Source organism: Leclercia sp. Colony189 (genome assembly GCF_009740165.1).
Taxonomy (GTDB): Bacteria; Pseudomonadota; Gammaproteobacteria; order Enterobacterales; family Enterobacteriaceae; genus Enterobacter.
In genome coordinates this window covers 1,726,590-1,751,264 of the sequence record NZ_CP046557.1, presented here as the reverse complement: position 1 = coordinate 1,751,264, position 24,675 = coordinate 1,726,590, and the positions used below count along the sequence as shown (strand labels likewise).

Annotated in this window: 22 protein-coding genes and 1 tRNA gene; 13 read left to right on the top strand and 10 right to left on the bottom strand. The window is 54.1% G+C overall.

The annotated features are described in order from the left end of the window. Positions 1–137: 137 nt before the first annotated feature. From GNG29_RS08150 to GNG29_RS08135, 4 genes are all read left to right on the top strand, one after another. Positions 138–356 (top strand): YgdI/YgdR family lipoprotein, encoded by a 219-nt coding sequence (locus GNG29_RS08150; protein WP_103178994.1) that lies wholly within the window; start codon positions 138–140, stop codon positions 354–356. Positions 357–431: 75 nt separating this feature from the next. After that, positions 432–656: a hypothetical protein gene (locus tag GNG29_RS08145; protein WP_156654244.1), complete on the top strand. Its 225-nt coding sequence runs from the start codon at positions 432–434 to the stop codon at positions 654–656. Between the two features lie 175 nt (positions 657–831). Next, complete coding sequence (locus tag GNG29_RS08140) at positions 832–1,716, top strand: SDR family oxidoreductase (RefSeq protein WP_156654243.1); 885 nt, start codon at positions 832–834, stop codon at positions 1,714–1,716. 288 nt (positions 1,717–2,004) lie between these two features. Continuing rightward, on the top strand, positions 2,005–2,994 hold the full coding sequence (locus GNG29_RS08135) for a hypothetical protein (RefSeq protein WP_103178991.1): 990 nt from the start codon (positions 2,005–2,007) through the stop codon (positions 2,992–2,994). Between the two features lie 180 nt (positions 2,995–3,174). Here the strand turns inward: GNG29_RS08135 and GNG29_RS08130 are convergent, their stop codons facing one another. The 3 genes from GNG29_RS08130 to GNG29_RS08120 all read right to left on the bottom strand — a co-directional run bounded on the left by GNG29_RS08130 (position 3,175) and on the right by GNG29_RS08120 (position 6,806). Continuing rightward, the gene (locus GNG29_RS08130) at positions 3,175–5,106 is read right to left on the bottom strand and encodes a bifunctional diguanylate cyclase/phosphodiesterase (protein WP_156654242.1); all 1,932 of its coding nucleotides are present in this window, start codon (positions 5,104–5,106) and stop codon (positions 3,175–3,177) included. Between the two features lie 17 nt (positions 5,107–5,123). Beyond that, positions 5,124–5,618, bottom strand: coding sequence for a molybdopterin-dependent oxidoreductase (locus GNG29_RS08125; protein WP_103178989.1), 495 nt, complete (start codon positions 5,616–5,618; stop codon positions 5,124–5,126). Positions 5,619–5,945: 327 nt separating this feature from the next. Next, positions 5,946–6,806, bottom strand: coding sequence for a DMT family transporter (locus GNG29_RS08120; protein WP_156654241.1), 861 nt, complete (start codon positions 6,804–6,806; stop codon positions 5,946–5,948). Positions 6,807–7,020: 214 nt separating this feature from the next. Between GNG29_RS08120 and GNG29_RS08115 the strand changes: the two genes are divergently transcribed. From GNG29_RS08115 to GNG29_RS08100, 4 genes are all read left to right on the top strand, one after another. Then, positions 7,021–7,815: an SDR family oxidoreductase gene (locus GNG29_RS08115; protein ID WP_156654240.1), complete on the top strand. Its 795-nt coding sequence runs from the start codon at positions 7,021–7,023 to the stop codon at positions 7,813–7,815. Between the two features lie 126 nt (positions 7,816–7,941). Next, positions 7,942–8,508: an NTP transferase domain-containing protein gene (locus GNG29_RS08110; RefSeq protein ID WP_156654239.1), complete on the top strand. Its 567-nt coding sequence runs from the start codon at positions 7,942–7,944 to the stop codon at positions 8,506–8,508. 93 nt (positions 8,509–8,601) lie between these two features. Continuing rightward, complete coding sequence (locus tag GNG29_RS08105) at positions 8,602–8,838, top strand: DUF1272 domain-containing protein (RefSeq protein ID WP_103178985.1); 237 nt, start codon at positions 8,602–8,604, stop codon at positions 8,836–8,838. Between the two features lie 26 nt (positions 8,839–8,864). Beyond that, positions 8,865–10,235 carry a Xaa-Pro peptidase family protein gene (locus GNG29_RS08100; protein WP_231736598.1) on the top strand — a complete coding sequence of 457 codons (1,371 nt, stop codon included), beginning with the start codon at positions 8,865–8,867 and terminating at the stop codon, positions 10,233–10,235. Positions 10,236–10,301: 66 nt separating this feature from the next. Here the strand turns inward: GNG29_RS08100 and ampC are convergent, their stop codons facing one another. The 5 genes from ampC to GNG29_RS08075 all read right to left on the bottom strand — a co-directional run bounded on the left by ampC (position 10,302) and on the right by GNG29_RS08075 (position 16,410). Then, the gene (ampC, locus tag GNG29_RS08095; RefSeq protein WP_156654237.1) at positions 10,302–11,444 is read right to left on the bottom strand and encodes a class C beta-lactamase; all 1,143 of its coding nucleotides are present in this window, start codon (positions 11,442–11,444) and stop codon (positions 10,302–10,304) included. A gap of 97 nt (positions 11,445–11,541) precedes the next feature. Then, positions 11,542–12,606, bottom strand: a complete 1,065-nt coding sequence (locus tag GNG29_RS08090; protein WP_103178982.1) for a fimbrial protein — start codon at positions 12,604–12,606, stop codon at positions 11,542–11,544. Positions 12,607–12,617: 11 nt separating this feature from the next. After that, positions 12,618–15,047 (bottom strand): fimbria/pilus outer membrane usher protein, encoded by a 2,430-nt coding sequence (locus GNG29_RS08085; RefSeq protein WP_156655453.1) that lies wholly within the window; start codon positions 15,045–15,047, stop codon positions 12,618–12,620. A gap of 78 nt (positions 15,048–15,125) precedes the next feature. Next, positions 15,126–15,788 (bottom strand): molecular chaperone, encoded by a 663-nt coding sequence (locus GNG29_RS08080; RefSeq protein ID WP_103178981.1) that lies wholly within the window; start codon positions 15,786–15,788, stop codon positions 15,126–15,128. A gap of 61 nt (positions 15,789–15,849) precedes the next feature. After that, positions 15,850–16,410: a fimbrial protein gene (locus GNG29_RS08075; protein WP_103178980.1), complete on the bottom strand. Its 561-nt coding sequence runs from the start codon at positions 16,408–16,410 to the stop codon at positions 15,850–15,852. An 858-nt stretch (positions 16,411–17,268) separates the two neighbouring features. Here GNG29_RS08075 and GNG29_RS08070 point away from each other — a divergent pair. The 4 genes from GNG29_RS08070 (at position 17,269) to GNG29_RS08055 (ending at position 22,282) form a co-directional block, all read left to right on the top strand. After that, entirely contained in the window at positions 17,269–18,375 is a 1,107-nt protein-coding gene (locus GNG29_RS08070) for an NADH:flavin oxidoreductase/NADH oxidase (protein ID WP_103178979.1), read from the top strand. A gap of 232 nt (positions 18,376–18,607) precedes the next feature. Next, on the top strand, positions 18,608–19,966 hold the full coding sequence (locus GNG29_RS08065; protein WP_103178978.1) for an MFS transporter: 1,359 nt from the start codon (positions 18,608–18,610) through the stop codon (positions 19,964–19,966). Between the two features lie 25 nt (positions 19,967–19,991). Next, positions 19,992–21,347, top strand: coding sequence for an NAD(P)H-dependent oxidoreductase (locus tag GNG29_RS08060; RefSeq protein ID WP_156654236.1), 1,356 nt, complete (start codon positions 19,992–19,994; stop codon positions 21,345–21,347). A 50-nt stretch (positions 21,348–21,397) separates the two neighbouring features. Beyond that, on the top strand, positions 21,398–22,282 hold the full coding sequence (locus GNG29_RS08055) for an NAD(P)-dependent oxidoreductase (RefSeq protein ID WP_103178976.1): 885 nt from the start codon (positions 21,398–21,400) through the stop codon (positions 22,280–22,282). Here the strand turns inward: GNG29_RS08055 and GNG29_RS08050 are convergent. Together GNG29_RS08050 and GNG29_RS08045 are read right to left on the bottom strand one after the other, a co-directional pair. Next, positions 22,275–23,279 (bottom strand): substrate-binding domain-containing protein, encoded by a 1,005-nt coding sequence (locus GNG29_RS08050; protein WP_156654235.1) that lies wholly within the window; start codon positions 23,277–23,279, stop codon positions 22,275–22,277. The two genes, GNG29_RS08055 and GNG29_RS08050, sit on opposite strands and share 8 nt — an antisense overlap. A 219-nt stretch (positions 23,280–23,498) precedes the next feature. Continuing rightward, positions 23,499–23,586, bottom strand: a tRNA-Ser gene (locus tag GNG29_RS08045). 208 nt (positions 23,587–23,794) lie between these two features. Between GNG29_RS08045 and GNG29_RS08040 the strand changes: the two genes are divergently transcribed. Then, positions 23,795–24,652 (top strand): alpha/beta fold hydrolase, encoded by an 858-nt coding sequence (locus tag GNG29_RS08040; RefSeq protein ID WP_156654234.1) that lies wholly within the window; start codon positions 23,795–23,797, stop codon positions 24,650–24,652. Positions 24,653–24,675 lie beyond the last annotated feature (23 nt).

Here is a 24,675-nt window from a genome sequence, read left to right as displayed (position 1 = left end):
TTGGTTCTCGAACGCCGCGTCGTTATCGGTACGCTCTTTTTCATGTTCGTGATTTATGCTGCACTGCTTCTGACGCAATTTAACTAGCGTGCGGCATCATTGTGCCTGTGACAGGCTTGAGTAAATAAGGAGTTGTAATGAAGAAAGTTGTGGCTGTCATTAGCCTGGTGCTATTGAGCCTCACCGTCGCCGGCTGTTCAAGCGATTATGTTTTACAGAAGAAAAATGGTGAGATGATTATTACTCACGGCAAACCCGAAGTTGATGATGATAATGGCCTCATTACTTATGAAGATATCGCGGGAAATGAACATGCGATCAACCGGGATCAGATTATCCAGATGATAGAGAAATAAGGTAGCACAGCGGGCAGAGGATCGCCGGAAACTCTGCCCTGCTTGCATGCTCGTTCAGGAGAGAGGCTAAAGACGATGAAGAAGATCTTATTTCCCCTCCTCCTGTCATGCGCGTTGTTTATTCATGGCGATTCAGGCGCCCTCTGGCAATATCGCCCGGGCAGCCAAAAGCCGATCCTCCCGGAAGCGAATAAGGTCGTCGTCGATCCGGCAAAAATCAACGCCACACGCAGGCGCTCACCCAAAAAACATCTCAGACGCTTCATTTCCGGTATTACCCGTAAACGACAGCAGAAATAATCTCATCCGCCCTCATGCTTGCAGCCAAAAAAGGGGGCGCGTGTTTAATAGCCTTACAAAGTGAAGATAAAATCAAAAATATATCCAGAAGAAGAATAATCTGAATTATCCCTTCCAGAAAGGTGCGTTCCGTCACAGTGGCTACGCTTTAAATTCATTGATAAAGGAGGTCGGGATGACATCAGGAAACACCACTTCAAAAAACTACCCACAACCCCCGTTTGTGGAACAGCCGCAGCAAATGCCCGGACTGGCGTCAGAGATGAAGCCAATCCCCGATCATGGCGAGACGAGTTATACCGGCTCGGGCAGACTTTCTGGTAAAAAAGCGCTGATTACCGGCGGCGATTCCGGGATTGGTCGCGCGGTGGCGATTGCCTACGCCCGTGAAGGGGCAGACGTGGCCATAGGCTATCTGCCGGAAGAGGAGTCCGATGCGGCAGCCGTTATTGCCCTGATTCAGGCGGAAGGACGCAAAGCCGTCGCGATCCCGGGTGATATTCGGGTGGAGTCGTTCTGTGAGACACTGGTTGAGCGCGCCGTGACGGAGCTCGGCGGGCTCGATATTCTAGTCAACAATGCGGGTAGACAGCAGTTCTGCGAATCCATTGAAGATCTGACCACCGCCGCTTTCGACGCGACCTTCAAAACCAACGTTTATGCCCCCTTCTGGATCACCCGCGCCGCCCTGCGTCACCTGACGGAAGGCGCGGTGATTATCAATACCTCTTCGGTTCAGGCCTTTAAGCCCAGCGAAATCCTGCTCGATTACGCCCAGACTAAAGCCTGTAACGTGGCGTTTACCAAATCACTGGCAAAACAGCTTGGGCCGAAAGGGATCCGCGTGAATGCCGTGGCGCCGGGCCCTTACTGGACGCCGTTGCAGTCAAGCGGTGGTCAGCCGCAGGAGAAGGTGCAGCAGTTCGGGGCAGATACGCCGCTGGGCAGACCGGGTCAGCCCGTGGAGATTGCACCGCTGTATGTTCTGCTGGCATCTGAAGAGTGTTCCTATGCTTCCGGTCAGATCTGGTGCTCTGACGGCGGTACCGGCGTAGCCTAATTCTGTTGCCTTTATTTTGACGCGCCTGACGACGACAAGACTTATTATAAAATCCGTTATCCGAAGCGGTAACGGATTTTTAAAGCTGAAAAGCCGTCCGGCGCAAAATTATCAACTATTCTTAGATCGTTGATTTTTGTTTTTTATTTCGGTCAGTTTTACAGCCTTCCTCGTTATAAATGACATCATCCGGTCCCTGAAGGGCTTAAACGTTCACGTTGATAATGTTTCCTGTTTTTCAATCAGTTCCTGGTTCCGAACGCAAAGATTAATTAAAGGACAACAGCTATGACTCACATTCATGAACACGCCACGGTTAACACAACCTATCCCGATTCGCGGCTGCCCCTGCCCACGACGAACAGCAGTGCCGTATCATGGGGCGCCATCTTTGCCGGCGCAGCGGCAGCGGCATCCCTGTCGTTAATTTTGCTAATGCTGGGCACCGGGCTGGGCCTGACAACGATTTCACCCTGGGAAAACCGCGGGCTCGACGCCGGCACGGTGGGCATTGCTGCCATCGCCTGGCTGACGTTCACGCAAATCGTGGCGTCTGGCATGGGCGGCTATTTAGCCGGGCGACTGCGTACCAAATGGGTCGATACCCGTACCGATGAAGTCTACTTCCGCGATACTGCCCACGGGTTTTTAACCTGGGCTGTCGCTGCACTGGTTTCTGCGGCGCTGTTTACAAGCACCGTGGGCGCCCTTATTGGTGGCGGCGCTAAAGTCGTGGGTACCGTTGCCGGCGGGGCTGCGACGGCCACAGCAGCTGGCGCGGCGGGTATGGCGAACAGTTCGTCTGAGGCGCCGGGTTCATCCATGGACTATTTTGTGAATTCGATGTTCAGGGCCAGTAACCCTGCCACACCGGCAAACGGTGCTACCGATCCCGCTGATCCAACCGCTGCACCTGCTCCCGCCACGCCAGCCGCACCTGCTGAGCCATTAACGCCTGCGCAGGTAAGTGAAGTGACCGGTATTTTTGCCAACAGCATTTCCACCGGTACCTTACCGCCGGAAGATCGTCAGTATGTCGCCCAGCTGATTGCACAAAAGACCGGTATCAGTCAGCAAGAAGCTGAGCAGCGTGTACAAACCACCTATGACAAAGCCCAGGCTAAATTGAAAGAAACGAAGGAGAAAGCGCAGCAAGCTGCTGATGCCGCACGTAAAACCACAAGCTATCTGATGCTCTGGACATTTATTGCGCTGCTGGCCGGTGCTTTCGTTGCCAGCCTGTGTGCGACCTTCGGTGGTCGTCAACGTGATTTATAATTCTTAATTAAGCAGGAGGTTTAAAATGCGCTCACTATTACTCTTCTTTTTAGGCGTACCTATTCCAATCATTATCCTGATTGCACTGTTCTTCCATTAATCGCTTTTTAAAACATAAATGCCCTGACGGGCATTTATGTTTTTTTCTTTTTTCACCACACCTTCATCCGGCCACGCGATTTATCCGTTGCGGATCCTGCCATCGATTCCCGGCTGCGGTTTACCAAACAGATAACCCTGGGCAAGATCGCAACCCAGCGCCTGGAGACTTTCCAGCTGTTCCTGCGTTTCGACCCCTTCGGCAACCGCCTTCATATTAAGGGACTTCGCCATCCCGGTAATCAGTTTGATGATGGTCAGGGCATCGTCCTGGTCAGAGAGCGAATGGACAAAGGATTTATCGATTTTAATTTTATCGAAGGCGAGCTTGCTCAGCCGCGAAAGGGAAGAATACCCCGTACCAAAATCATCAATGGAGATTTGCACGCCACGGGCTCTGAGCGTGTTGAGGGTATTGAGCGGAGTATCGTTATCGGTAAAGAGAGAGGATTCCGTCACCTCCAACTCCAGACGATCGGCCGCAAGCCCTGTCTCTTCAAGAATGGAGAGCACGATGCCGGCAAAGGCTTTGCTGCTGAGCTGGATAGGCGAAACATTCACCGAGATTTTTGCCGGAACCGCCCAGGTCGCCGCTTCCCGGCAGGCGAGTTCAAGCACCGACCTTCCCAGCTCATTAATCATGCCTGTCTTTTCCGCAACGGGAATAAAGCTATCTGGCGACAAAAGCCCCTTTAATGGATGCACCCAGCGAACAAGGGCTTCATAGCTGTAAATTTCCCGGCTGAACGAATCGACAATGGGCTGATAATAAACCACGAATTCTTTATTCGCTAAGGCCATCGCCAGATCGTGCTCAAGGGTTCTGCTCTCCTGCAGCTTTTGTAACATGATCGGCCGGAAGACTTTTATCTGTCCGGGGCCCTCTTTTTTGGCTTCATACAGGGCCAGATCGGCAAATTTATAGAGAAAGTCGGAGCGGCGCTCCGTGTCCGAGATAACAATGCCGACACAGGTGGCGATATTAATGATGGTGTTATAAATGGTGTACGGCTGGTTGATAGAAGCACATATTTTTTGCGCGCGCGAAACGGCGCTACTCTCTGTCAAACCGCTCGAGAGAAAGGCAAACTCATCCCCGCCTAAGCGATAAAGGGTATCGGTCGTCAGGCTCATGGCAATCAGGCGTTCGGAGATCTGGCGCAGCAGCATATCGCCAACATCATGACCGTAGGTATCATTGATCTCCTTGAAGCGGTCCAGATCAAACAGCATGACGGTCACAGATTCATTATTTTTTTCCGCCACCTGAATGATTTTCTTTATATTTTCCCAGAAAAACTGGCGGTTATTCATGCCTGTCAACGAGTCATGGTAAACGTCATATTCCAGCTGTGTATTCTGGATTTGCAGTTTCTCCTTAGATTTTTGCAGTTCTTCAGCAAGGCTTTTGACCTGAAGATGCGCCGTCAGAATATTTCTGTTCTGGAAGAATATCAGCACGCCAAGAATGGCACTCAAAATGATTAACAGTAGAGAAGCCGCTGAATAAATATAATATAACGTTTGTATTTTGAGATTAGCTTTATTGATCGAGTTAATATCATTGTCTAACGCACTGGATGACAGGCGGCTTAAGGGGGCATCAAGCAGGTGCATTTTAATCAGGTAGGTCTGGAGCGCTGGACGGTCCATTTTCTCAAGGTTAGCGTCCAGATCTTTGAGAATATTTTCTATATTTACCGCCAGTTCATGGTGCGCTTTATTGCTGGCAATATAGCGCCCCAAATCACCCTCTTTCATTAAACCGCTCTGGCTGAGCATAATGTCAAGACGCAGGCGCACGTCGTCAATCGTCAAAGCGTCAATACCGTTGGCGTAAAGACCGAGCGTTGATTCGAATCGATAAAATTCTGATACCAGCTGAGCTGCGGACCATGAGTCCGTATAGTGCGTCAGTTTTTGTAACTCTTGTTGCCTCTCGTGCACAAGGAAAGAGATATATCCCGTAGAGATAAAAAGGAAAAAAATGATGCCCGCCAGTATCCTGTTCATGTTGCGCTTCTGAACTCCTACTCAATATTCATTTTGCTGACCTGCCATGCCGATCGTGAATAATAAATTTGATTATTCAGTTCGTGCAGACTGTCATAGGGATACACAATGAATAACGGGCCTTTGTCACGGATACGCATGTATTCACCGTTGACTTTCAAGGCAAGGATAACGTTGTATTTTTTAAAATCACTGAGCGGGATAACGGTGGTGTAGTCATTGAGCGCAATGACCTTAGCAACGGTGCCTTTTGCCCCAACGTAATCCATAAGCTTTTGCAGCGGCACGCCCGTAAAGGTTGTGCGCCCATTATACCAAGGTGAAGTAGTCTGGAAACTGACCATCCCGAGTTTCTCAAGGCTGGCGACATCGAAAACGGCTTTCCCGTCTTCGTTTGTATTTTGTATATTACCGGACAGGGTTAAAAGGGCTTTACCGGCGGGTTTGGGCAGTTCACCTGCCCAGGCATGGGTGGCAACCACAACGCTTAAGAACATGACAATAAACCGCATACTAACCTCACCTATCTGCCGGATATGAAAGAATTATAATTTAGTTAACGTGCTATTAATATATGCTCCTTGCCTATTATTGCAGCAACAAAACCGTTTATACAATAAATCATTAAAATCAATAAGTTAAATTTTCCTTCTTATAAAAATGATTAACTAAAGTCTGTACATTTATTTCATTTAGAGCAAATTTTATTGAATCTGTACAAAAAATAATCTACCCACTTATATAATGCAATTAAACACACAAGAATATAAAGGTTTTATTTTTTATCCCTGCTCAGTAGAAGCGAGATGACAGCGGGAGAATGATGACCTCCTTCCCGTTCAGAAACCGTTTTTTTCCGGCTGCTGCCGCTTCTTGTTATCAGCGGCGATAACCAGTGCTATTCCGGCCAGCACCGCCAGCGTGCAAAGCAACATCCGCAGATCCGGTACCTCACCAAGAAATAACACGCCGCCTGCCGCCGCGATACACGGAACGCTCAGCTGCAGGGTGCTGGCGGTTGCTGAAGAGAGCGTGGTGACCAGGGCATACCAGAGCACGTAGGCAACGCCAGATGCCAGCCCGCCGGAAAGCAGGGCCAGGATAATGCCGCTGGCGTCAATATGGACTGGCGTCTGTCGTACCAGGCTCAGGAGGAGAATAACCGGCAGGCTGAGGATGAAATTACCGCTCGTTGTTCCCGCCGCAGCCTGGATATTTTTGCCGCGCAGCGAATAGGCGCCCCACGCGAAGCCAGAGGCTACCATCGTAATGGCCGCCGCAAGCGGAGGCGCGGTCGCCCCAGGAAGCAGTAATGTAATAATGCCCCCTACGGCAATGAGTATCCCGCAGGCCTTATAGCCGCTCAGTCTCTCGCCTTTTACCACGCTCCAGCCGATCATACAGACCTGGACTGCGCCAAACAGCAGGAATGCGCCTGTCGCCGTATTGAGCTGAACATACGCCAGCGAGAAAAACAGGACATAGGCGCACAACAGCAGGGCGTCGATAATTTTCCAGCGTATCTCTTGCAGCCTTCCCCGCGCCAGATGCCAGACAAACAGCACTGCCGCTCCCCCCAGTAATCTCAGCATGCTGAAGGTTTCAGGATCGGCATGGCCGTTCTTCAGGGCTACGCGGCAAAGAATGGAGTTCGCTGCAAATGCAGTTAAGACAAAGAGAACCAGCAACAGCTTTTTCATACCCTTCCTGAGAGAGACCGTTCCGGACCGACGGTGGGATCGTGAGTTTGTCTATTTACTTTACTGTAAAACCGCACTTTTGCGGACGCGCATCTCCACCGCCCAACGCAGGGATCAAAAAAATTCGCTGACTTGGTTGCATAATAAAACCAAATGGCGCACAGTTTATTTAGTTTCATATTAAAACCACTATCTCCCATTACGAGGTACGACAATGACTACGCAACGTTCAACAGCTTTAATTACAGGCGCATCTTCCGGCATTGGCGCGGTCTACGCCGACCGTCTCGCCGCTCGCGGTTACGATCTGGTGCTGGTGGCCCGCCGGGAGGCGCGTCTGCTGGCGCTGGCGGAACAGCTCAGGCAGCGCTATGGGGTAAAGGTCACCCCCCTGACGGCGGATCTTACCGATGAAAGCGGGATCCGCGCCGTGGAAGAGATGTTGCGCAACAACGCCGCTATCGACACCCTGATCAACAATGCCGGTACTGCGCAGATGGCGCCGTTCCTCGCGGGAGACGTGGCGCAGCATCAGGCGATCAATATGCTCAACACCACGGCGCTGATGCGTCTCACTTATGCCCTGCTGCCACGTCTGGCGCAAAACGACCGCGGTACCCTGATTAATATCGCCTCGGTACTGTCGATCCATGCCCGGGCGGGCAGCGCGCTCTACAGCGCCACCAAAGCCTGGGTGCTGAATTTTACGCGCGGATTACAGGAGGAGTTTGCCGACAGCCAGGTGCGTATCCAGGCGGTATTGCCCGCAGCCACGGCCACGGAGATTTGGGAGCTGTCCGGCATCAGCGCCGACGATCTGCCCGCCGGGTCGGTGATGACCACCGACAATATGGTGGATGCGGCGCTGGCGGGGCTCGACCAGGGTGAGCTGATCACTATCCCGCCGATGCACGATGAAGCCCTGTGGACGCGCTACGAAGAGGCGCGCCTGGCGCTGTTTGCCAGCGCCCGCACCGGCGAACCCGCCCCCCGCTACCTGACGCGCTGAGGATTGCGCGGATCGCCCCTCTGGCTCAGAGGGGCGTTTTAGCAGGCGACGGTCAGCGCGTTAAATCCCGAAATTTGCGGTATATTTTCTCTTTACCTTCTCTCATGTTGATAAAGGGATAAGACAATGCCGGTCGACTGTATTATTACTGCCGCAGGACTCTCCTCCCGCATGGGGACGTGGAAAATGATGTTACCCTGGCGCGAGGGAACCCTTCTGGATGCCAGTATCAACAACGCCCTGCAGTTTTGCTCGCGCATTATTCTCGTCACCGGTTTTCGCGCCCAGGAGCTACAGGCGCGATATCAGCACCGGGAAAATGTCACCCTGGTTCATAATCCCGATTATGAAAACGGACTGGTCAGTTCGGTGATAACCGGTGCCCGGGCGGTGAGCACGGATTACTGTTTTATTACCCCCGGCGATCTGCCCTGCCTGGACGGGGAGATTTACCGCCAACTTTGGGCATTACGCACCGGGGGGGCGATCCTGCCGCACTATCACGGTACGCCCGGCCACCCTGTTTTGATTGATCGCGCCAGCCTGCAACAGGCGATCTCCCGTCCGGCTATCCGCAGCATGCGCCAGGCCCTGATGGAGGGTAAACACCAGTGCGTGGCCCTCGATCGCCCGGAAATTATTGTTGATATCGATACCCCTGACGATTTCAGAAGCGTGCAACAGGGGAGTTAACGCTCCCCGCGTCACGTTACTATTATGCTGTCGCGGCTTTTTTTACTCTCTGGCATAGTAAAAAAAGGCCACTAACCCAACAGGATAAGAACCATGCTTGAACTCCGCCCGAACTGCGAATGGTGCGATCGTGACCTGCCTCCTGATGATCTGGACGCGCGGATCTGCTCCTTTGAGTGCACCTTCTGCGCGACCTGCGCCGACACCCACCTTAACCATCGCTGCCCTAACTGCCAGGGGGAGCTGGTGCGTCGCCCGGTGCGTCCGGCAAATAAGCTGATGAACGCGCCTGCCTCCACCGTGCGGGTTCATGCGCAAAAAAGCGCCTGACCCGCCTTCTGATGACGAGAGAAATCATGATCCAGCTGCAGACTATTCCTGCTCCGCGTACTTTCACCGATGTGGCTCCGGTATTGCTTACCGATGCCACCCTGCTTGAGCGCAAAAACAGGGTGCTGGCCCGCATCAACGAGGCGGGCTATGATGCCCTGGTGATCTATGCCGACAAAGAACACGGCAGCAACTTTGAGTATCTGACCGGGTTTGTGCCGCGCTTTGAGGAGGGTCTGCTGATTCTGGAAAAGAGCGGCGCGGCGACGGCGATCCTCGGCAATGAAAATCTCAAGATGGCCCGCCATTCCCGCATTCCGGTTACCCTCAGACACTGCCCGTTTTTCTCGCTGCCCAATCAGCCGATGGATAATGAAACCTCGCTGGAGTCGCTGTTTCGCGAAGCGGGTCTGCATGCGCATGACCGAATCGGGGTGGTGGGCTGGAAGATGTTTACCGCAGCCGGGGCGGATAACAGGCAGCTTTTCGATCTCCCTTATTTTATCGTCGAGGCGCTGAAAAACAGCACCGATGCGTCGCTTGAGAACGCCACACACCTGTTTATCGGCGGCGAAAACGGCGCCCGCATCACCAACAACGAGAATGAAATCGCGCATTATGAATATGGCGCGAACCTGGCCTCGACCTGCATCCTGAACGCCATGAACGCAGTGGAGCCGGGGATCCGCGAAACCGAGCTGGGGGCGCGGCTGGCGGCAGAGGGGCAGTATCAGACGGTGGTGACCATTGCCGCCGCCGGGCAGCGCTTTGAGAAGGCAAACTTCTACCCCACCTATAAAAAGCTGGTGCGCGGGCAGCCGCTGTCGCTGACCACCGGGTTTAAGGGTGGGCTGTCCAGCCGGACCGGGTTTGTGATTGCTGACGAGAGCGAGCTGCCGGACGGCCAGAAAGATTATCTGGATCGGGTGGCGAAACCCTATTTTGCCGCCATCGCCAGCTGGCTTGAGCAGATTAAAATCGGCATGCCGGGCGGCGAGCTGTATGCCCATATCGAACAGGTGCTTAATAAAGCGCAGTATGGCTGGCATCTTAATCCCGGGCACCTTAGCGCCGACGAGGAGTGGATGTCCTCCCCCATCTACCCGGGCTCTGCCGAGACGCTAAAAAGCGGCATGATCCTGCAACTCGATATCATCCCCTCTGTTCCCGGCTATACCGGCGTGAGCGCTGAGGAGAGCGTCGCTCTGGCGGACCAGGCCTTGCAGGAGAAAATTCAGGCGGCGTACCCGGAACTGTGGGCGCGGATTGCCAGCCGCCGGGCATACATTCGCGAGGTGTTAAACATTAATCTGGCGGATGAGGTGATCCCGCTGTCGAATACCGTGGGTTATCTGCGTCCGTTCCTGCTGGCAAAGGAGATGGCGTTTACCTGTTGAAGTTTGTTTCTGCCACTTTACAGGCCCGGCAGCGCTACGCTTGCCGGGCCTTTCAGGGCATAAACCTTACTGCAATGCTGCAAGAATGCGGTACGCAGCCTTGACCCGCTCGCTGTTGGGGTAACTTTTATTCGCCAGCATCACAATGCCGAGGTTCTTCTCCGGGATAAAGGCGATGTAGCTGCCAAATCCGCCGGTCGAGCCGGTTTTATGTACCCATGAGGCTTGCACCGGCGGCTGTGGAGGCGCGATAGCCGTGGTATCGTGGGCAGCCAGGGCATATTTATTATCCGCCTCCTGCTCCAGCGTCCGGGAGGAGACCGGCCAGTTGAGCATCTCCCAGCCCAGCCCCTGATACATCTCGCCTACCTGCCAGTAGCGTGACTGGGCAATCTCCACCCCTTTCTTCAATGAGGCGTCTTTAATGCTGTCCGGTTGCAGGTTGGCCTGTAGCCAGCCTGCCATATCCACGATGGAGGTTTTTACCCCGTAGGCTTCAGCATCAAGCATCCCAGGCGAGACGTGCACCGCCTTACCGTCCCGGTAGCCCCAGGCATAGTTCGCCTGTTCGCTTGCCGGTACGGTTACCCAGGTGTGGCTCAGCTTCAACGGTTCCAGCACCCGGCGGGTGAGCGCCTGCTCGAAACTCATCTTTGAGGGCTTGACCGCAAGGGCGCCGAACAGGCCGATGCTGGCGTTGGCGTAGAGGCGTTTAGAACCCGGCGTCCATGCTGGCTGCCAGGTCTGATAGTACGTTTGCAGCGCTGCGGCATCGGTCACGTTCTCCGGCACCTGGAGCGGGAGTCCCCCTGCGGTGTAGGTCGCCAGATGGAGGAGGCTGATGCCCTGCCACTGCTTGCCTGACAGCGCGGGCCAGTAGTTGCTGGCCGGATCGTTGAGGGCAATCTCCCCGCGCGCCACCGCATCGCCGCCGAGCACCCCGGTAAAGGTTTTGCTCACCGAGCCCAGCTCAAACAAGGTTTGCCGGGTGACGGGCTTTTTCCCGGCGACATCCGCCAGCCCTTGAGTGAAGAAATAGGTCTGGCCCTTATAGATGACCGCAACGGCCATGCCTGGGATCGACTGGTCGTGCATCAACGCGGTCATGGTGGGGTTCACCGCCTCCGCGACCAGCGCCTCCTCCGGGGTGGCGGCGAGAGCGGAACCAGACAGGCAAACGAGGAGCATACAGAGCAGGGATTTTTTCATCGTTATGATCTTTAGCGAAAAGTGAGAGCGCTATTTTGCAGGCCTGACGGGAAGATGTAAAACGGGCACGCGTGAACCGACGCCCGTTCGCAGAAGGCTAGTTATACTCCAGCGCAAAGGTGGCAGTGGTGTTTGCCCACCCCGCCGTCACGGTCGGGTCAGTCTGTACCAGCTGGGCAACAAAGTGGAAAGGCTGGGCGCTGGCGGCATTTGTCGCGGTCACCTGTCCCAGACCCGGCAGGTTTCCGGCCTCGTTGATGTGCAGGGCAGTGCCCGCGACCGGCGCACTGGCGCCATTATTGCCGTAGCTCAGCCTGACCCCCACGCCGCTGGCGCTCGACGGCGACGGGGTAATGGCCAGCGTATCGGTGATGCCGGTGGCGGCTGGCGTGCCAAAAAAGCCAATTTTGATCTGCGCTGGCTGCGAACAATAGACCGGAATGGTCAATCTCTTCGCCGTCCCCGCCGTCTGCCCCACCCCTTTAAAATCGGCGCGGTTAACCTTGCCTAAATCGACAAAAATGGTCGGGGTGGTGACATTACAACTGCCCACCGCGCCGATATCCACGTTCATCGCCGTCAGGTCGGCGCTGATGGGCGTGCCGGTTGTGCCTGAGCCGGGAATATCGACATAGAGTTTACCGACCGCCCCCAACGGCGAAGCGTTGGCGTGGTTGCCGCTGACGAGGCTGACGTCACCGGTTTTAAAGAAGGTGATAAACGCCTTCACCACGATATGTTCCTGGTGCAGCAGCGCGGGGTTTTCGCTGCTGTTACAGACCTGCGTCTCATGCATACCGGAGCCGTCCAGGTAGTGGATCGGCCCGCCGCTACACTGGAAGCCCAGGGCATAGCCGATACCCGGAATGGCCGACTCAAACACCATTCGGCCATTGATAAAGGTCTCATTCCCGGTGCGCTCCTGTTCATATTTCACCGCTATTGCCCCGGCCTGCCGGGCCTCCTGATCGCAGCTAAAACGAAACCCGCTGCCGCTGTCGGCCATGATGCTGGTCATCTGGGTGTTGTTACGCAGCGAAGGGAGATACTTGATGTTCTGAACGTTGATGGTCATCTGGCCGGTATCGCCATTGCAGGCTGCCGCCCATACGCCAGGGCTGAACAGCCCGGCGACCGTCATAAGTAAACAGACTAACCGCATGGTTAATATCCTCATTGTGATAAACAGGCTGCCTCGATACGCTTCACCGCATCCGGCTGGTCGGCGGCGATGTGGAAAGGCAGCGTGCAGCGGTGGGCTTCCCCTTTGTCATTCCAGTTCACCTCCAGGGTGCCGGTATCCGGAATACCGCTCAGGTAGACCATTCCGCCGTCGGCCACCATGCCGGTGGCGGCATTGCGATCGCCTGCCAGCTGGGCGCTGGCGCCAAACGGCACTGGCCCCGAACGGTCATGCAGGGTAAACAGCACGCGATGGCCGATATGGGTCCGGAAGTTTGCCTCGACCACCGCCCCACCGCCGGGGATCACCGTCGCGCCGAACTGTTCTACGTCGGTGTCGCTGGTCATCGATTCGGTATCAAGGGTAATGACGTTTTTGTGCCAGGCCGTCAGCGCAGGCACCACCGCGTAACCCCGCCAGTCGGTATGAACGTTGCTGCCGTTCTGAACAGCCACGTTGATCGCCCCCGGCGCACGCACGATGGCAAAGCTGTCCCCCAGACTCTGCCCCAATGTGATGCCATGCGGGTGCGCAACGATGGAGCCCGACGCTCCCCAGGTGAGCTGGCTGCTGTCGCGATCGTGTCGGTAACCCAGCTGCGCCTGCCCATAGCCGCCGTGGTAGTCGAGGGATGCGCCGCTGTTACTCCCCTGCCCCTGGCTGGCGTAGCCCTGCTGCACGGCGTAGTAAAGATTCGGGCTCTTCGGCACCGAGCCATACATCGACACCTGGTGCGAGGTATAGCCGCGATTATCCGACGAGGTGGTGTAGCTCACTGAACTGCTGGCAAGCGAACCACCCAGCGGAATGGTGATATTGAAGGACCAGGAGCGATCGGGATTATTGTGTCCGCTGGACTGGGTATAGTAGTAGCCCAGCCCCCAGGAGATCCCTTTCCAGGCGCTGTAAAAGCCGGCATGGAGCGTTTTGTCGCTGCTCTGGTTGTGCCAGTAATCCTGAACGTAAGCGGACAACGACAGGTTACCCACCTCGCCGAGGGTCTGGCTGATGGCAACCTCTTCCCGGGTGCGTTTGTTATCCACCAGCCCGTAACGTTGCTCCAGCCTCATCGCCTCACTGAAGTCGTAAAACCCGCTGGAGGAGTAGCGGTAGCTGGCGAGGCTGAACGAGGTGCCCGCCCGGGCAAAACTTTTCTGATACTGCGCCCGCAGGGAGTGGCCGCGGTAGCGCTTGCCGGAGGGGGTTGTGGTGTCTGCCAGCGTCACGTCGGTACCCAGCGAGCCCAGCTTCCCTAAGCTATGCCCCACCCCGAGGGCCAGCGCGTAATAATCATCGGCCAGTTGCGTGCCGCCAGACAGGGTAAAGGCTGCCGGTAAACCGTAAAACAGCGTGCTCTGGATAAACGCCGGGGTGCGGCTCTCATCGTGGCCTGGGTGAAATCGCCCGGCGCTGAGGCTGTATTTTACCCGCTCCTCCCGCAGCATAAACGGCACGGACGAGAACGGCTGGGTAAAGGTGCGCTCCGAACCGTCGCTCTCCTTCACGTTGACCTCCAGGTCGCCGCTCTGCGCGGTCGGATAGAGATCCTTAATGGCAAACGCCCCCGGGGAGACGTAGGTTTCGTAGATCACATAGCCATGCTGAAAGATGGTCACTTTGGCGTTACTGTGGGCGACGCCGCGGATCACCGGAGCAAAACCGCGCAGGCTGTCCGGGAGCATCTCTTCATTTGACATCAGCTGGACGCCGCGAAACTGCACGCTGTCAAACACCTCCCCGCTGGTGTAGGTATCCCCAATCCGCAGCTGGCTTTTCAGCGGGGCGACGTCCCGTTGCAGGTATGTACTGAGCGACTGCCAGCGCCGGGTGGAGTCGTACTGCATGGACGAGGTGTTGCGCAGCCGCCACGGCCCGAGGTTCACCCCGCTGCGCAGGTTGAGGAAGGTGGAGCGCCCGTTATGGGTGGATTGCCCGGTTTGCGCGCCGGAGAGCGTGTAGTCGACAAACACCGCCGGTATCCCCTCATCCCAGCGTGCGGGATCAATATACCCCTCGCGCTGAACGTTCATTGCCGCCTGGGGAATACTCAGGTTCAGCCGCTGGGTCGGGAAGTCGAACCGGCTGCTGGCATCCGGGATGTACTGGCCGATACGGGTGAAGGTTTCCCCGTCGTGCAGGCGTTCAAATGAGGAGAACGCGCTAACGTTGACGCCATATTCCGCCAGCTGGGCCGCCGTCAGCACTGGCACAAGGGTACCATTCTCCTCCACGAAGGTGATATTCCCCTCGCTGACCTGCTGGTCATTGACCCAGATGGTGACCGGCCAGGTGCCGGGCTGCTGCCCGCCTGCGGTGGCAAAATAGTGCAGATCGGCGGTTTTTTGCTGCGCAGAGCTCAGTTCCAGCGCCGCCGGATCGAAGTAATCTTCTGCCCGCACCACCCCGGGCCTCGAGATCATCAACAGCGCAGTGGGGAGCGTTGCCAGCAGTAACGCACCGTCGCGGCGTGAAGTGTTCGTTTTCACCCTCGCCCCCGGTTACTGCTGCGCGGCGTCAGTGATACCGCCAGAGTCGTTAATGGCGCGCCACGTCACCTGCCCGGTGCCGACCCCCGTCCATATCTGGCTGCTCTTAGGCGCGATCATGCCCGGTTCGGGGATCGCTTTTCCGCCGACCGTCAGGCTGTAGAGGGAGACATAAAACGGCGTCGGGTTATGGGCCACCAGCCGGTTACCCTGCCGGGTAAAGGTCAGCTTCTGCCAGGCGTCTTTGGCCTCGCCCAGCCCTTTTGGCCGCCAGAAGAGCTTGAACTTCGATTTCACGTTGATCTGGAGCTTGTTGGACGCCGCTTTTTGCGTCGGGGCGATGTTTTTCACGCACAGCCAGTACACTGACTCCCGGTCTGTAGGCAATGCGCCCCCGGTGAAGCTGATCCGCAGGACGTTCTCCTGCTCAGGATCGAGGCGAAAGAGCGGCGGCGTAACCACAAAAGGCACCGGGCGTTTATCGTCTGCGGCCTGGTTTTCAACCCACGACTGCACCAGGTAGGGAACACGGGTATCCATGTTCGTCACCGTAATGGTGGCTTCGCGTTTCCCTTCCTCATAGATCACGCGGGTTCCGCCCATCACTACCCCGGCCTGAGCGGTGGCGCAGACCAGAAGAAAAGCGGTCATCACAGCGGCAAGAAGCTGTTTCATCGTGCAGATACCATTGGACAAAAAAGAAAATGAACAGGCGCAGGGCCTGCTCATGCGGGGATCAGTTATAAACCATCAGGAAGTTTGCAACGCCATTAGCCGCACCCGGGGTGACGGTCTTCTCCGTGGAGACGTAGTCGGCAAAAAAGGGCACCGTGGCTTTACCGGAGGCTACCGGAACGCTCGCTGAAACCGTCCCCAGGGCAACCTGAGAGCTGGAAGCGCCGTTGTTATACAATTTAATACCCACACCTTTCGCTCCACCGGCCACCGCCAGCAGGGTGGCATCAAGGGCATCTTTTTGACCATCGAACAGCACGGCAACCGTCGTCACCGATGCCGGACAGTTATCTACCTCAATTTTGAAAGGGGTTTTAGTCGTTTCGGTGCCTGCTGCGGTGAAATAGCTTGCGCCCCATTTCCCCAGGTCAACCTGCACGTCTTTGCTTTTGGTAGTGATATTGCAGGAGGCGTCGACGATTTCACCGCTGAACTCCACGATCCCGCCGGTGTTTTGCGTACCCGCGGCAGCACCCGGATTCGTGGTCATATTATTAGAAAATGCGGCACCAGAGGCCAGCGCGCCCGCCAGAATTGCAGCTACGCGAATTTGATCTTTCATTATTACGCTCAACTTTACTTGTTATTCATGATGACGTGGACCGATGCCCTTCGGTCATGATATTCATCCCTTCTGCGTTTCCCTTTAAACAGAATGCCGCTACTGGTTAACCAGAATGCATTACTCTCCTGATTAATCGCCCTTTATAAAATAATAAAATGCGTTTAATACACCTACGCACAGAAAATAATATTTCCCGTCACCCTAAAAAACAACCGGGGATCTGCTGCGCAAACTAGCCGTCCCGGCAATGTTGACATGTCAACATTGATATCATTGATTAATCTTAATATTTTTGTATTTTATTGCACTATCATGGTGAGAAATGGCCACATAAAAATAACATTCAGCCCTATAAATTGGCTACCTTTGCAATTATACCCATGAGGAAAACTAGCAGTGAAACTAATATTAAGATAAATCTTATAACGAACCAATAAACAAAAATCGAATATTAATGTTTACTTTAAAATACCTATACAGACAACTGAAGTTTTATTTCAAATGCTCTGGACAGGTTTTTAAATAAAGCCCGCACCATGTTTTACTGCCATTATCTGGAGCAACAATAAAGCCGCCCATGTCACGGCGCGCATCGCGCCTCCCGCCACATACTCACGGCACACCCCACCCGCAGGAACAGCAAAAAAGTGAAAGTGATTGTCGATTTTCTGATGGCGCATCTTTCAGCAACGTCGCAAAGTGAATAGCGTAATCATTAAAGCGTTGCGTCTGACGCAGCGGACTTTTGCATAAACGGCAGGTTCAGTTATCGTTATCTCTGCGTTATGTTGATGAATATATAAGGGTAAAAATCGCCCTCCCCTGTTTCTAACGCTGCAATCTGGAGTGACATGTATGTCTCAACCCAAGCTGTTTACACCGTTACGTATCCGCAATCTTGAACTCGACAATCGCATCGTGATCGCCCCCATGTGTCAGTATTCTGCCGAAGAGGGCTGCATGAATGACTGGCATACCCTTCATCTGGGGCAACTGGCCCTTTCCGGTGCGGGTCTGCTTACCATTGAGGCGGCAGCCGTCTCCCCGGAAGGCCGCATTACCTACGCTGACGTCGGGCTCTACGATGACAAAACCGAGGAAGCGATGGGCCGGGTGCTGGATACCCTGCGTAAGTGGTCAGATATTCCTGTTGGCATCCAGCTGGCCCACGCGGGCAGAAAAGCGTCAACGCACAAGCCGTGGGATCATCGGGGGCAGCAAATCCCACCCGACCAGCAAGGGGGCTGGCAGACGTTAGCCCCTTCTGCAGTGCCTTACAACGAGGGCTATGTCCCGCCAACCGCTCTCGACAGCGAGGGCTTAGCCGAAATCCGCAACCAGTTCGCTGAGGCCGCAAAACGTGCTGCCAGACTGAATATCGATCTGATCCAGATCCACGCCGCCCACGGCTATCTGCTCCATCAGTTTTTATCGCCGCTCTCTAATCAGCGCACGGATAATTACGGCGGTTCGCTGGAAAACAGAGCCCGGTTCCCACTGGAAATTGTCGACGCGGTGCGGGAAGCCTTCCCGGCGGAGAGAGCCATCAGCGTGCGTATCTCCGGGACGGACTGGGTGGAAGGCGGATTTAACCTTGAAGAAGCGGTCGAGTTCTCCAGAATGCTGGAAGCGCGTGGCGTTGACGTGATCCATGTCTCCAGCGGCGGTCTGCATCCGGATCAGAAGATTGAGGTCTATCCGGGCTATCAGGTGCCGCTGGCAAGGGCGGTGAAAGCTGCGGTAAATATTCCGGTGGTGGCGGTGGGATTAATTACCGAGCCCGAGCATGCGGAATCCATCGTAGCCAGCGGGGATGCTGATTTTATTGCCATCGCCCGCGGCGCACTCTATAACCCGCGCTGGCCATGGCATGCGGCAGCGGCGCTGGGCGCCCAGGTCCATGCGCCGGAACAGTATCTTCGTTGCCAGCCGCACACCCTGAAGAACCTGTTTAAGTCCTGATGTTTCGGATACCCGTGGCATCACGGGTATCCTTCCCCGTCTGAAAGCATGATCATTTACAACTCGTTAACCTAGTCACAATTTATTAACTTTCCCCGCGCATCTCTTGACTGTTTCTGTATCAGTCGTAAAACTCTTGAAAAAGTAAAACGTTTTACTTTTTCATAAAACTGTCGCGGTATTCATGCATTTTCCTTGATTTTCAGTGGGTTAAACGCTACTGGGATACATCATGAAACACGTAGAAGAGTTCGATAGTACGCTGGCCGGTGTGAGTGTTACGCCTGAGCCAGGCCAAACAGAAATTTCATCGCTGGCAAGGGGGGCGATAAAAAAAGCCAAATTTCGGCTGATGCCCCTGATACTGCTGATGTATCTGCTTGCGTTTATAGATCGCTCAAATATCGGCATGGCCGCGTTAACCATGAATCAATCCCTGGGGTTAACGCCTGAACATTTTGGATTTGCTGTGGGGATATTCTCCTTCGGTTATATTCTGTTTGAAATTCCCAGCAATGTGCTGCTGGAACGATACGGTGCACGCTTCTGGTTAGCCCGAATCATGATCACATGGGGCATTATTTCCATGGCGATGGCGTTTGCACAAGGCGTGGTGACGCTTAGTATCCTGCGCTTTTTACTGGGCGTGGCCGAGGCGGGACTGGCGCCAGGTATTGTTTTCTATCTCACAACCTGGTTTCCCAAAAGGGAGCTGGCTAAGGTCTTCTCCATTTACTATTTGGGTGTTCCGCTGGCTGCTATTATCGCCAATCCGATCTCGGGTTATATTCTCGATAATTTCCATAATGTTGGGGGGCTGGAGAGTTGGCAGTGGCTATTTTTAATTGAAGGCTGCCCGCCTGTCATCTTATCCGTTGTGGTTTTTCTTTATCTTACCGATAAACCGTCCAAAGCGTCCTGGCTTAAACCCGAAGAGCGTCAGGCTTATCAGGACCTGATGGAAAAAGACCAACAGGCGACCTTGTCCGCCGGACACTCCGGTTTCAGGGAAATGATCAAAGACCGACGAGTCTGGCTGCTGGGGATGGCCTATTTCTTTACCGTCATTGGTCTCACAGGCCTCGGTTTCTGGATGCCGCAGTTTATCAAGCGCTTCGATTACTCTGATACTGTTGTCGGCATGCTGGGTACGATTCCCTATATCGCAGGCGCGGTGGTGATGTGTTGGTGGTCGAATCACTCTGATAAAACCAATGAGCGAACCTGGCATTTTATTCTTCCATCGCTGCTCTTTTCTGTCGGATTTGTGGTCGCCGCTATCAGCGACTCACCCGTGATATCCATGGTGGGGTTAACGCTTTCGACGGTGGGTATGCTGTCATGCGTGCCGACGTTTTATACCCTTCCAGCATCCTTTCTTACCAGCCGAGGCTGTGCCGGTGGCATGGCACTGATTAACTCAATTGGCAATATTGGTGGGTTCTTCGGGCCCTTCCTGGTTGGCCTCGTTATCTCGATTTCCGGTAAATCACAGAGCGGTCTCTATCTGTTAGCTGTCCTGGTTTTGTTCTCGCCGTTGCTGATTTATCTCATGAGCAGAAATCGCCGTCAGATTGCTGGCTGGCGTTAATCCATCCCCCTTAAAGGAGAAGAAAATGAACTTAGCAGCATTGTTAGCTGAGCGTGCCTGTGCCGCAAAATCGGGTTCAGCACAGCCTGTTCGTGTGGGCATTATCGGCGCCGGCAAATTTGGTTCGATGGTACTTGCCCAACTGCGACACCTGGAAGGGCTGCATGTGGTGGCCGTTGCAGACCTGGATGTCCCGAAAGCCCGTGCTGCCCTGGCGCGTGTGGGATGGCCAGAATCGCAGTATCAGGCGCATAACATCGAAGCAGCTTTACGCGAAGGCACAACCTGCGTCGTTGAGGATGCAGAACAGCTGATCCGGTGTGAGCAAATCCATTGCATAGTTGAAGCGACGGGACATCCTCTGGCCGGCACTCGTCACGCTCTCCATGCGGTCGAAAATGGAAAACACGTGGTGATGGTAAATGTGGAAGCCGACGTGTTGTGCGGGCCTTTGATAGCGGAACGTGCGCGCCAGAACGGGGTGATTTACAGCATGGCTTATGGTGATCAACCGGCGATCATTTGTGAACTGGTTGACTGGGCTAAAGCCTGTGGCTTTGAAATCGTTGCCGCAGGTAAAGGGATGAATTACGAACCGCGATACCGCTACTCCACACCGGATACCGTCTGGGGATTCTTTGGCTGGTCTGACGAAGAAGTTGCTGCCGGGGACTTTAACCCAAAAATGTACAACTCGTTTACCGATGGTACTAAAGCGGCCATTGAGATGGCGGCTGTCGCCAACGCAACCGGATTAGACTGTCCCGATAACGGACTGGAATTTCCCCCTGCCGGGGTGCATGACCTGGCGCGGGTCTTCTCACCGGCATCTGATGGCGGGCGCCTGGGTCGCAGTGGGCTTGTGGATATCGCAGCCAGTCAGGAGCCTGACGGACGTGAGGTGCTTAACAATATCCGCTACGGCGTTTTCGTGACATTTAAAGCCCGGGATGAATACAGCCGGGCCTGTTTCAAACAGTACGGATTACTGACCGACCCAAGCGGCTGGTACGCGTCGATGTGGCGCCCTTTCCATCTGATTGGTCTGGAAACCAGCATCAGTATTCTCTCCGCGGTATTACGAGGAGAAGCTACCGGGACAGCATTAAGTTTCCGGGGCGATGCGGTTGCAACGGCAAAACGCGATCTCAAAGCGGGTGAGATGCTGGATGGTGAAGGCGGGTTTACTGTCTGGGCCAATGCCTTGCCAGCCAGCATCAGTGTGGCACAAGATTTTTTGCCAATGGAGCTGGCCCATCATGTCCGACTGGTGAAGGATGTCGCAAAAGATAAGGCGATTCGTTTCTCCGATGTTCATTTTGACAACAATCTGGATATCGTCGAATTGCGCAAGCAAATGGTCAATCTTGCGGGATTATAAACAGGGTGATACCCGCAACGGCTACTGTTGCGGGTATATCAGGAGGACAAATGAAAAGCGAAATGCGTATTGGCTTGTTGGGTACGGGGTTGATGGGACAACCAGTGGCGCGTCGACTTGTCGCTGCCGGATATTCGGTCACGGTGTGGAACAGGTCGCAAGAAAAAGCGCTGCAACTGGCAAGCGCTGGCGTAAAGATCGAACAATCTGCTTCGCAGTTACTGGCTGACAGTGAGCTCATCATCTGTTTGTTAAGTGATGCAACAGCGTGCGATGAGGTGATATTCAATCACGACTCACTTCAGTACATTGGTCCAGATACAATCATCCTCATGATGAGTACCCTGTCGCCGGACATTGTGGTTGAACAAGCGCGTAAGGCCCATAGTGTTCAGGCCCACTATGTCGATCTCCCTGTTTCCGGCGGAACAACAGGCGCAGAGAAAGGTTCATTATCCTTAATGGCGGGAGGAAACAGGCAGCTCATTGATAGCCTTCGTCCTTTGCTATCACACCTGGGGAAAGTCACGCATGTCGGAGAAGTTGGAGCCGGTCAGCTCACCAAACTTGCAAACCAGATTATTGTCGCCGGAACCTTAAGTTTATTGTCAGAAGCTTTTACTCTCGCGCAACGCGGCGGTGCCGATCCAGAAAAAGTGCGCGAAGCCCTACTAGGCGGGTTTGCAGATTCCACATTGTTGCAACACCAGGGCGAACGCATGGTTAAAGGGGACTTTAAAGCTCGGGGCGCTGCAAAGTGGCAGCTTAAAGACACGCGTAGTGCTGTAGCACTGGCGAAGCAGCTTAATTTGACCCTACCGTTAACAGAAACAGTGAATCAACTCTTCAGCCAGATGATTGATGCCGGAGAGGGTGACCTGGATCATTGCGCCATTATTAAGCAAATTCAGCGTTTAAATAATGTGGCTATTTAATCCTGGAAACACTTTCTCTTTTAACTAATATGCTATCCAGTTCGCAGGGTTTTTGCTGTTCACTGGATAAACTCAACAGTGCTTTACTGGCCAGTTCTTCAAGGGGATGTTTTATAACGCTAATGGACGGGCTCAGTAGACGACTCCAGTGACTGTCATGATAAACGATGACGGAAAGGTCATCGGGCACAGCCAATTTTAGCTCGCGGATCCGCGACATGATGACCGGTGCGATTGACGTATTGCCAATAATGATTGCTGTCGGTGGATCTGCAAGCGACAGCAATTCATCAAGCGACTGGCTGGCGAGTGGATCGCGAAAATTCTTCACTGCGATAAGCTGTTTATTACATTCAATTCCCTGCGCCTGCAGACCTTTCTTGTAACCTTCCAGTCTTTGCAAAGAAGTGGATGTATTGAGGGGCCCACTTATCCACCCAATACGCCGATGGCCTTGCTCGACCAGATAAGAGGTCGCCTGGCGAGCAGAGGTTTCATTGTTAAACCCAATAACACTGGCGCCTGTAAAATCCTCCAGATAGCGATCGATAAACACGATCGCTATCCCCATGTTACTGATCGATTGCCACATATCCTTATTAGCGCTTGTCGGCGTTGCGATGATGGCTTTGACCCGCTTTTGCATCAACATTTCCAGGCTTTCCCGCTCAAGCAAGGGATCTTCCTGCGTCGTGACCAGGATGACGTTCATCCCCATTTCGCGAGCGCGCCGTACAATGAGATCCGAAATTTCAGAGAAAAAGTCGTTACTGATGTCGGCCACAACCAAGCCGATGGTATTGTTCAGGTTTGTCTTGAGTTCACGCGCGGCGCTCTGCGGGGTGTAACTTAGGGTTTGCATGGCAGCGATAATCCGCTGCCGGGTACGTTCGGAAACTGAACCGGTTCCGGGATTCAATACACGGGAGACAACACCGATTGATACTTCGGCTAAAGCAGCGACATCTTTGATGGTGCTTTTCTTTTTATCATTCAATGTAGCACTTCGCCTCACGTCCGCAGAGTAGATAATTTTATGTTAGATCAATCATGTTTCGATGAAAATGATGTTAGTGGCAAAATCACGTATCGATAAAATTTATGACAGCGCTTACCTTCAACCAGGGAAATAAGTTGCGCAGAAGACGTCAACTTTTGCTGAAAAAGCACAAAAGCAAAAAACCCTGCGATATTGCTATCGCAGGGTTTTTAAATTTGGCGGAAGCGTAGAGATTCGAACTCTAGAACCCTTTCGGGTCGCCGGTTTTCAAGACCGGTGCCTTCAACCGCTCGGCCACGCTTCCAGAGTGAGGCGCACTATAAACATCTCTGGAGGTTATGTAAAGCAAAAAATTCAGGAAATTGAATGTGTTCGCCTTTTGTACAACCCCGCGCGCATCATCTTCTGCTGACAACCGTCAAATTCCAGACAAGAAAAAATCGCCAGACTCATCAGAAGCGGCTATTGTCTTTAATTCATAACTGGTATGACCACTCAACCAAGGTTTACCTATGCATTCAATGATGATACCGCTAAATGAAGGCGACTCTCTCGCTGCCACGCTTTGGGAGAGAGAAGATGCCCGCGCGCTGGTTATCCTTCACCCCGCGACAGCGGTTGTGCAGGAATTTTATCAGCGTTTTGCTGAGTATCTTTACGAGTATGGATTCAGCGTCCTGACCTATGACTTTCGGGGTACAGGTCGTTCAACGTCGGGGATGCTCCGCAGCTGCAATGTCTCCATGTCAGACTGGATCGAACAGGATGTGGGCTGCATCACGGCCTGGGCCAGGTCACGTTTCCCCGATCTTAGCCTGCTGGCTGTTGGGCACAGCGTGGGTGGGCACGCCGTTCTGCTGTCGACGGCTACCCGGCATCTTCAGGCTGCGGTCATTGTGGCATCCCACGCCGGGGTGACCCGCTCCATAAAACAGACGGCGGAAAAAGTGCGCGTCTGGTGCTTGCTGCGCGTTCTCGGTCCGCTCCTCTGCCGTATATTTGGCTATATGCCGGCAAAACGCCTCGGGCTGGGAGAAGATTTACCGGCGCCTGTCATGCGGCAGTGGGGGCGCTGGAGCGCCATGCCGGGTTACTTCTACGACGATCCTGACTGGGATGCGCGTCGAAGAGCGGCTGAGGTCAGGCTCCCTCTGATGATGATGGGGTTTGATGACGATCCGTGGGCTAATCCTGAGGCCATTACGCGCCTGATAGAACCGGTCAAAAACGCAAAAATCGACCGCCGGGAGATCCGTCATGCGGATTTTGGCCTGCCCGGCGTGGGACATATGGGGTTTTTCCGCACGCGCTGTGCGGAAAAATTATGGCCCATTGTCGGACAATGGCTGGCGAGTCAGTGCCCGGATTGAGCGAGCAGTGAATATAAAAAGGG

Excerpts from the sequence above, each read along its gene's own strand:
- GNG29_RS08150 (WP_103178994.1), top strand. The coding sequence starts at position 138 with ATGAAGAAAGTTGTGGCTGTCATTAGCCTGGTGCTATTGAGCCTCACC.
- GNG29_RS08145 (WP_156654244.1), top strand. The coding sequence starts at position 432 with ATGAAGAAGATCTTATTTCCCCTCCTCCTGTCATGCGCGTTGTTTATT.
- GNG29_RS08140 (WP_156654243.1), top strand. The coding sequence starts at position 832 with ATGACATCAGGAAACACCACTTCAAAAAACTACCCACAACCCCCGTTT.
- GNG29_RS08135 (WP_103178991.1), top strand. The coding sequence starts at position 2,005 with ATGACTCACATTCATGAACACGCCACGGTTAACACAACCTATCCCGAT.
- GNG29_RS08130 (WP_156654242.1), bottom strand. The coding sequence starts at position 5,106 with ATGAACAGGATACTGGCGGGCATCATTTTTTTCCTTTTTATCTCTACG.
- GNG29_RS08125 (WP_103178989.1), bottom strand. The coding sequence starts at position 5,618 with ATGCGGTTTATTGTCATGTTCTTAAGCGTTGTGGTTGCCACCCATGCC.
- GNG29_RS08120 (WP_156654241.1), bottom strand. The coding sequence starts at position 6,806 with ATGAAAAAGCTGTTGCTGGTTCTCTTTGTCTTAACTGCATTTGCAGCG.
- GNG29_RS08115 (WP_156654240.1), top strand. The coding sequence starts at position 7,021 with ATGACTACGCAACGTTCAACAGCTTTAATTACAGGCGCATCTTCCGGC.
- GNG29_RS08110 (WP_156654239.1), top strand. The coding sequence starts at position 7,942 with ATGCCGGTCGACTGTATTATTACTGCCGCAGGACTCTCCTCCCGCATG.
- GNG29_RS08105 (WP_103178985.1), top strand. The coding sequence starts at position 8,602 with ATGCTTGAACTCCGCCCGAACTGCGAATGGTGCGATCGTGACCTGCCT.
- GNG29_RS08100 (WP_231736598.1), top strand. The coding sequence starts at position 8,865 with ATGATCCAGCTGCAGACTATTCCTGCTCCGCGTACTTTCACCGATGTG.
- ampC (WP_156654237.1), bottom strand. The coding sequence starts at position 11,444 with ATGAAAAAATCCCTGCTCTGTATGCTCCTCGTTTGCCTGTCTGGTTCC.
- GNG29_RS08090 (WP_103178982.1), bottom strand. The coding sequence starts at position 12,606 with ATGCGGTTAGTCTGTTTACTTATGACGGTCGCCGGGCTGTTCAGCCCT.
- GNG29_RS08085 (WP_156655453.1), bottom strand. The coding sequence starts at position 15,047 with ATGATCTCGAGGCCCGGGGTGGTGCGGGCAGAAGATTACTTCGATCCG.
- GNG29_RS08080 (WP_103178981.1), bottom strand. The coding sequence starts at position 15,788 with ATGAAACAGCTTCTTGCCGCTGTGATGACCGCTTTTCTTCTGGTCTGC.
- GNG29_RS08075 (WP_103178980.1), bottom strand. The coding sequence starts at position 16,410 with ATGAAAGATCAAATTCGCGTAGCTGCAATTCTGGCGGGCGCGCTGGCC.
- GNG29_RS08070 (WP_103178979.1), top strand. The coding sequence starts at position 17,269 with ATGTCTCAACCCAAGCTGTTTACACCGTTACGTATCCGCAATCTTGAA.
- GNG29_RS08065 (WP_103178978.1), top strand. The coding sequence starts at position 18,608 with ATGAAACACGTAGAAGAGTTCGATAGTACGCTGGCCGGTGTGAGTGTT.
- GNG29_RS08060 (WP_156654236.1), top strand. The coding sequence starts at position 19,992 with ATGAACTTAGCAGCATTGTTAGCTGAGCGTGCCTGTGCCGCAAAATCG.
- GNG29_RS08055 (WP_103178976.1), top strand. The coding sequence starts at position 21,398 with ATGAAAAGCGAAATGCGTATTGGCTTGTTGGGTACGGGGTTGATGGGA.
- GNG29_RS08040 (WP_156654234.1), top strand. The coding sequence starts at position 23,795 with ATGCATTCAATGATGATACCGCTAAATGAAGGCGACTCTCTCGCTGCC.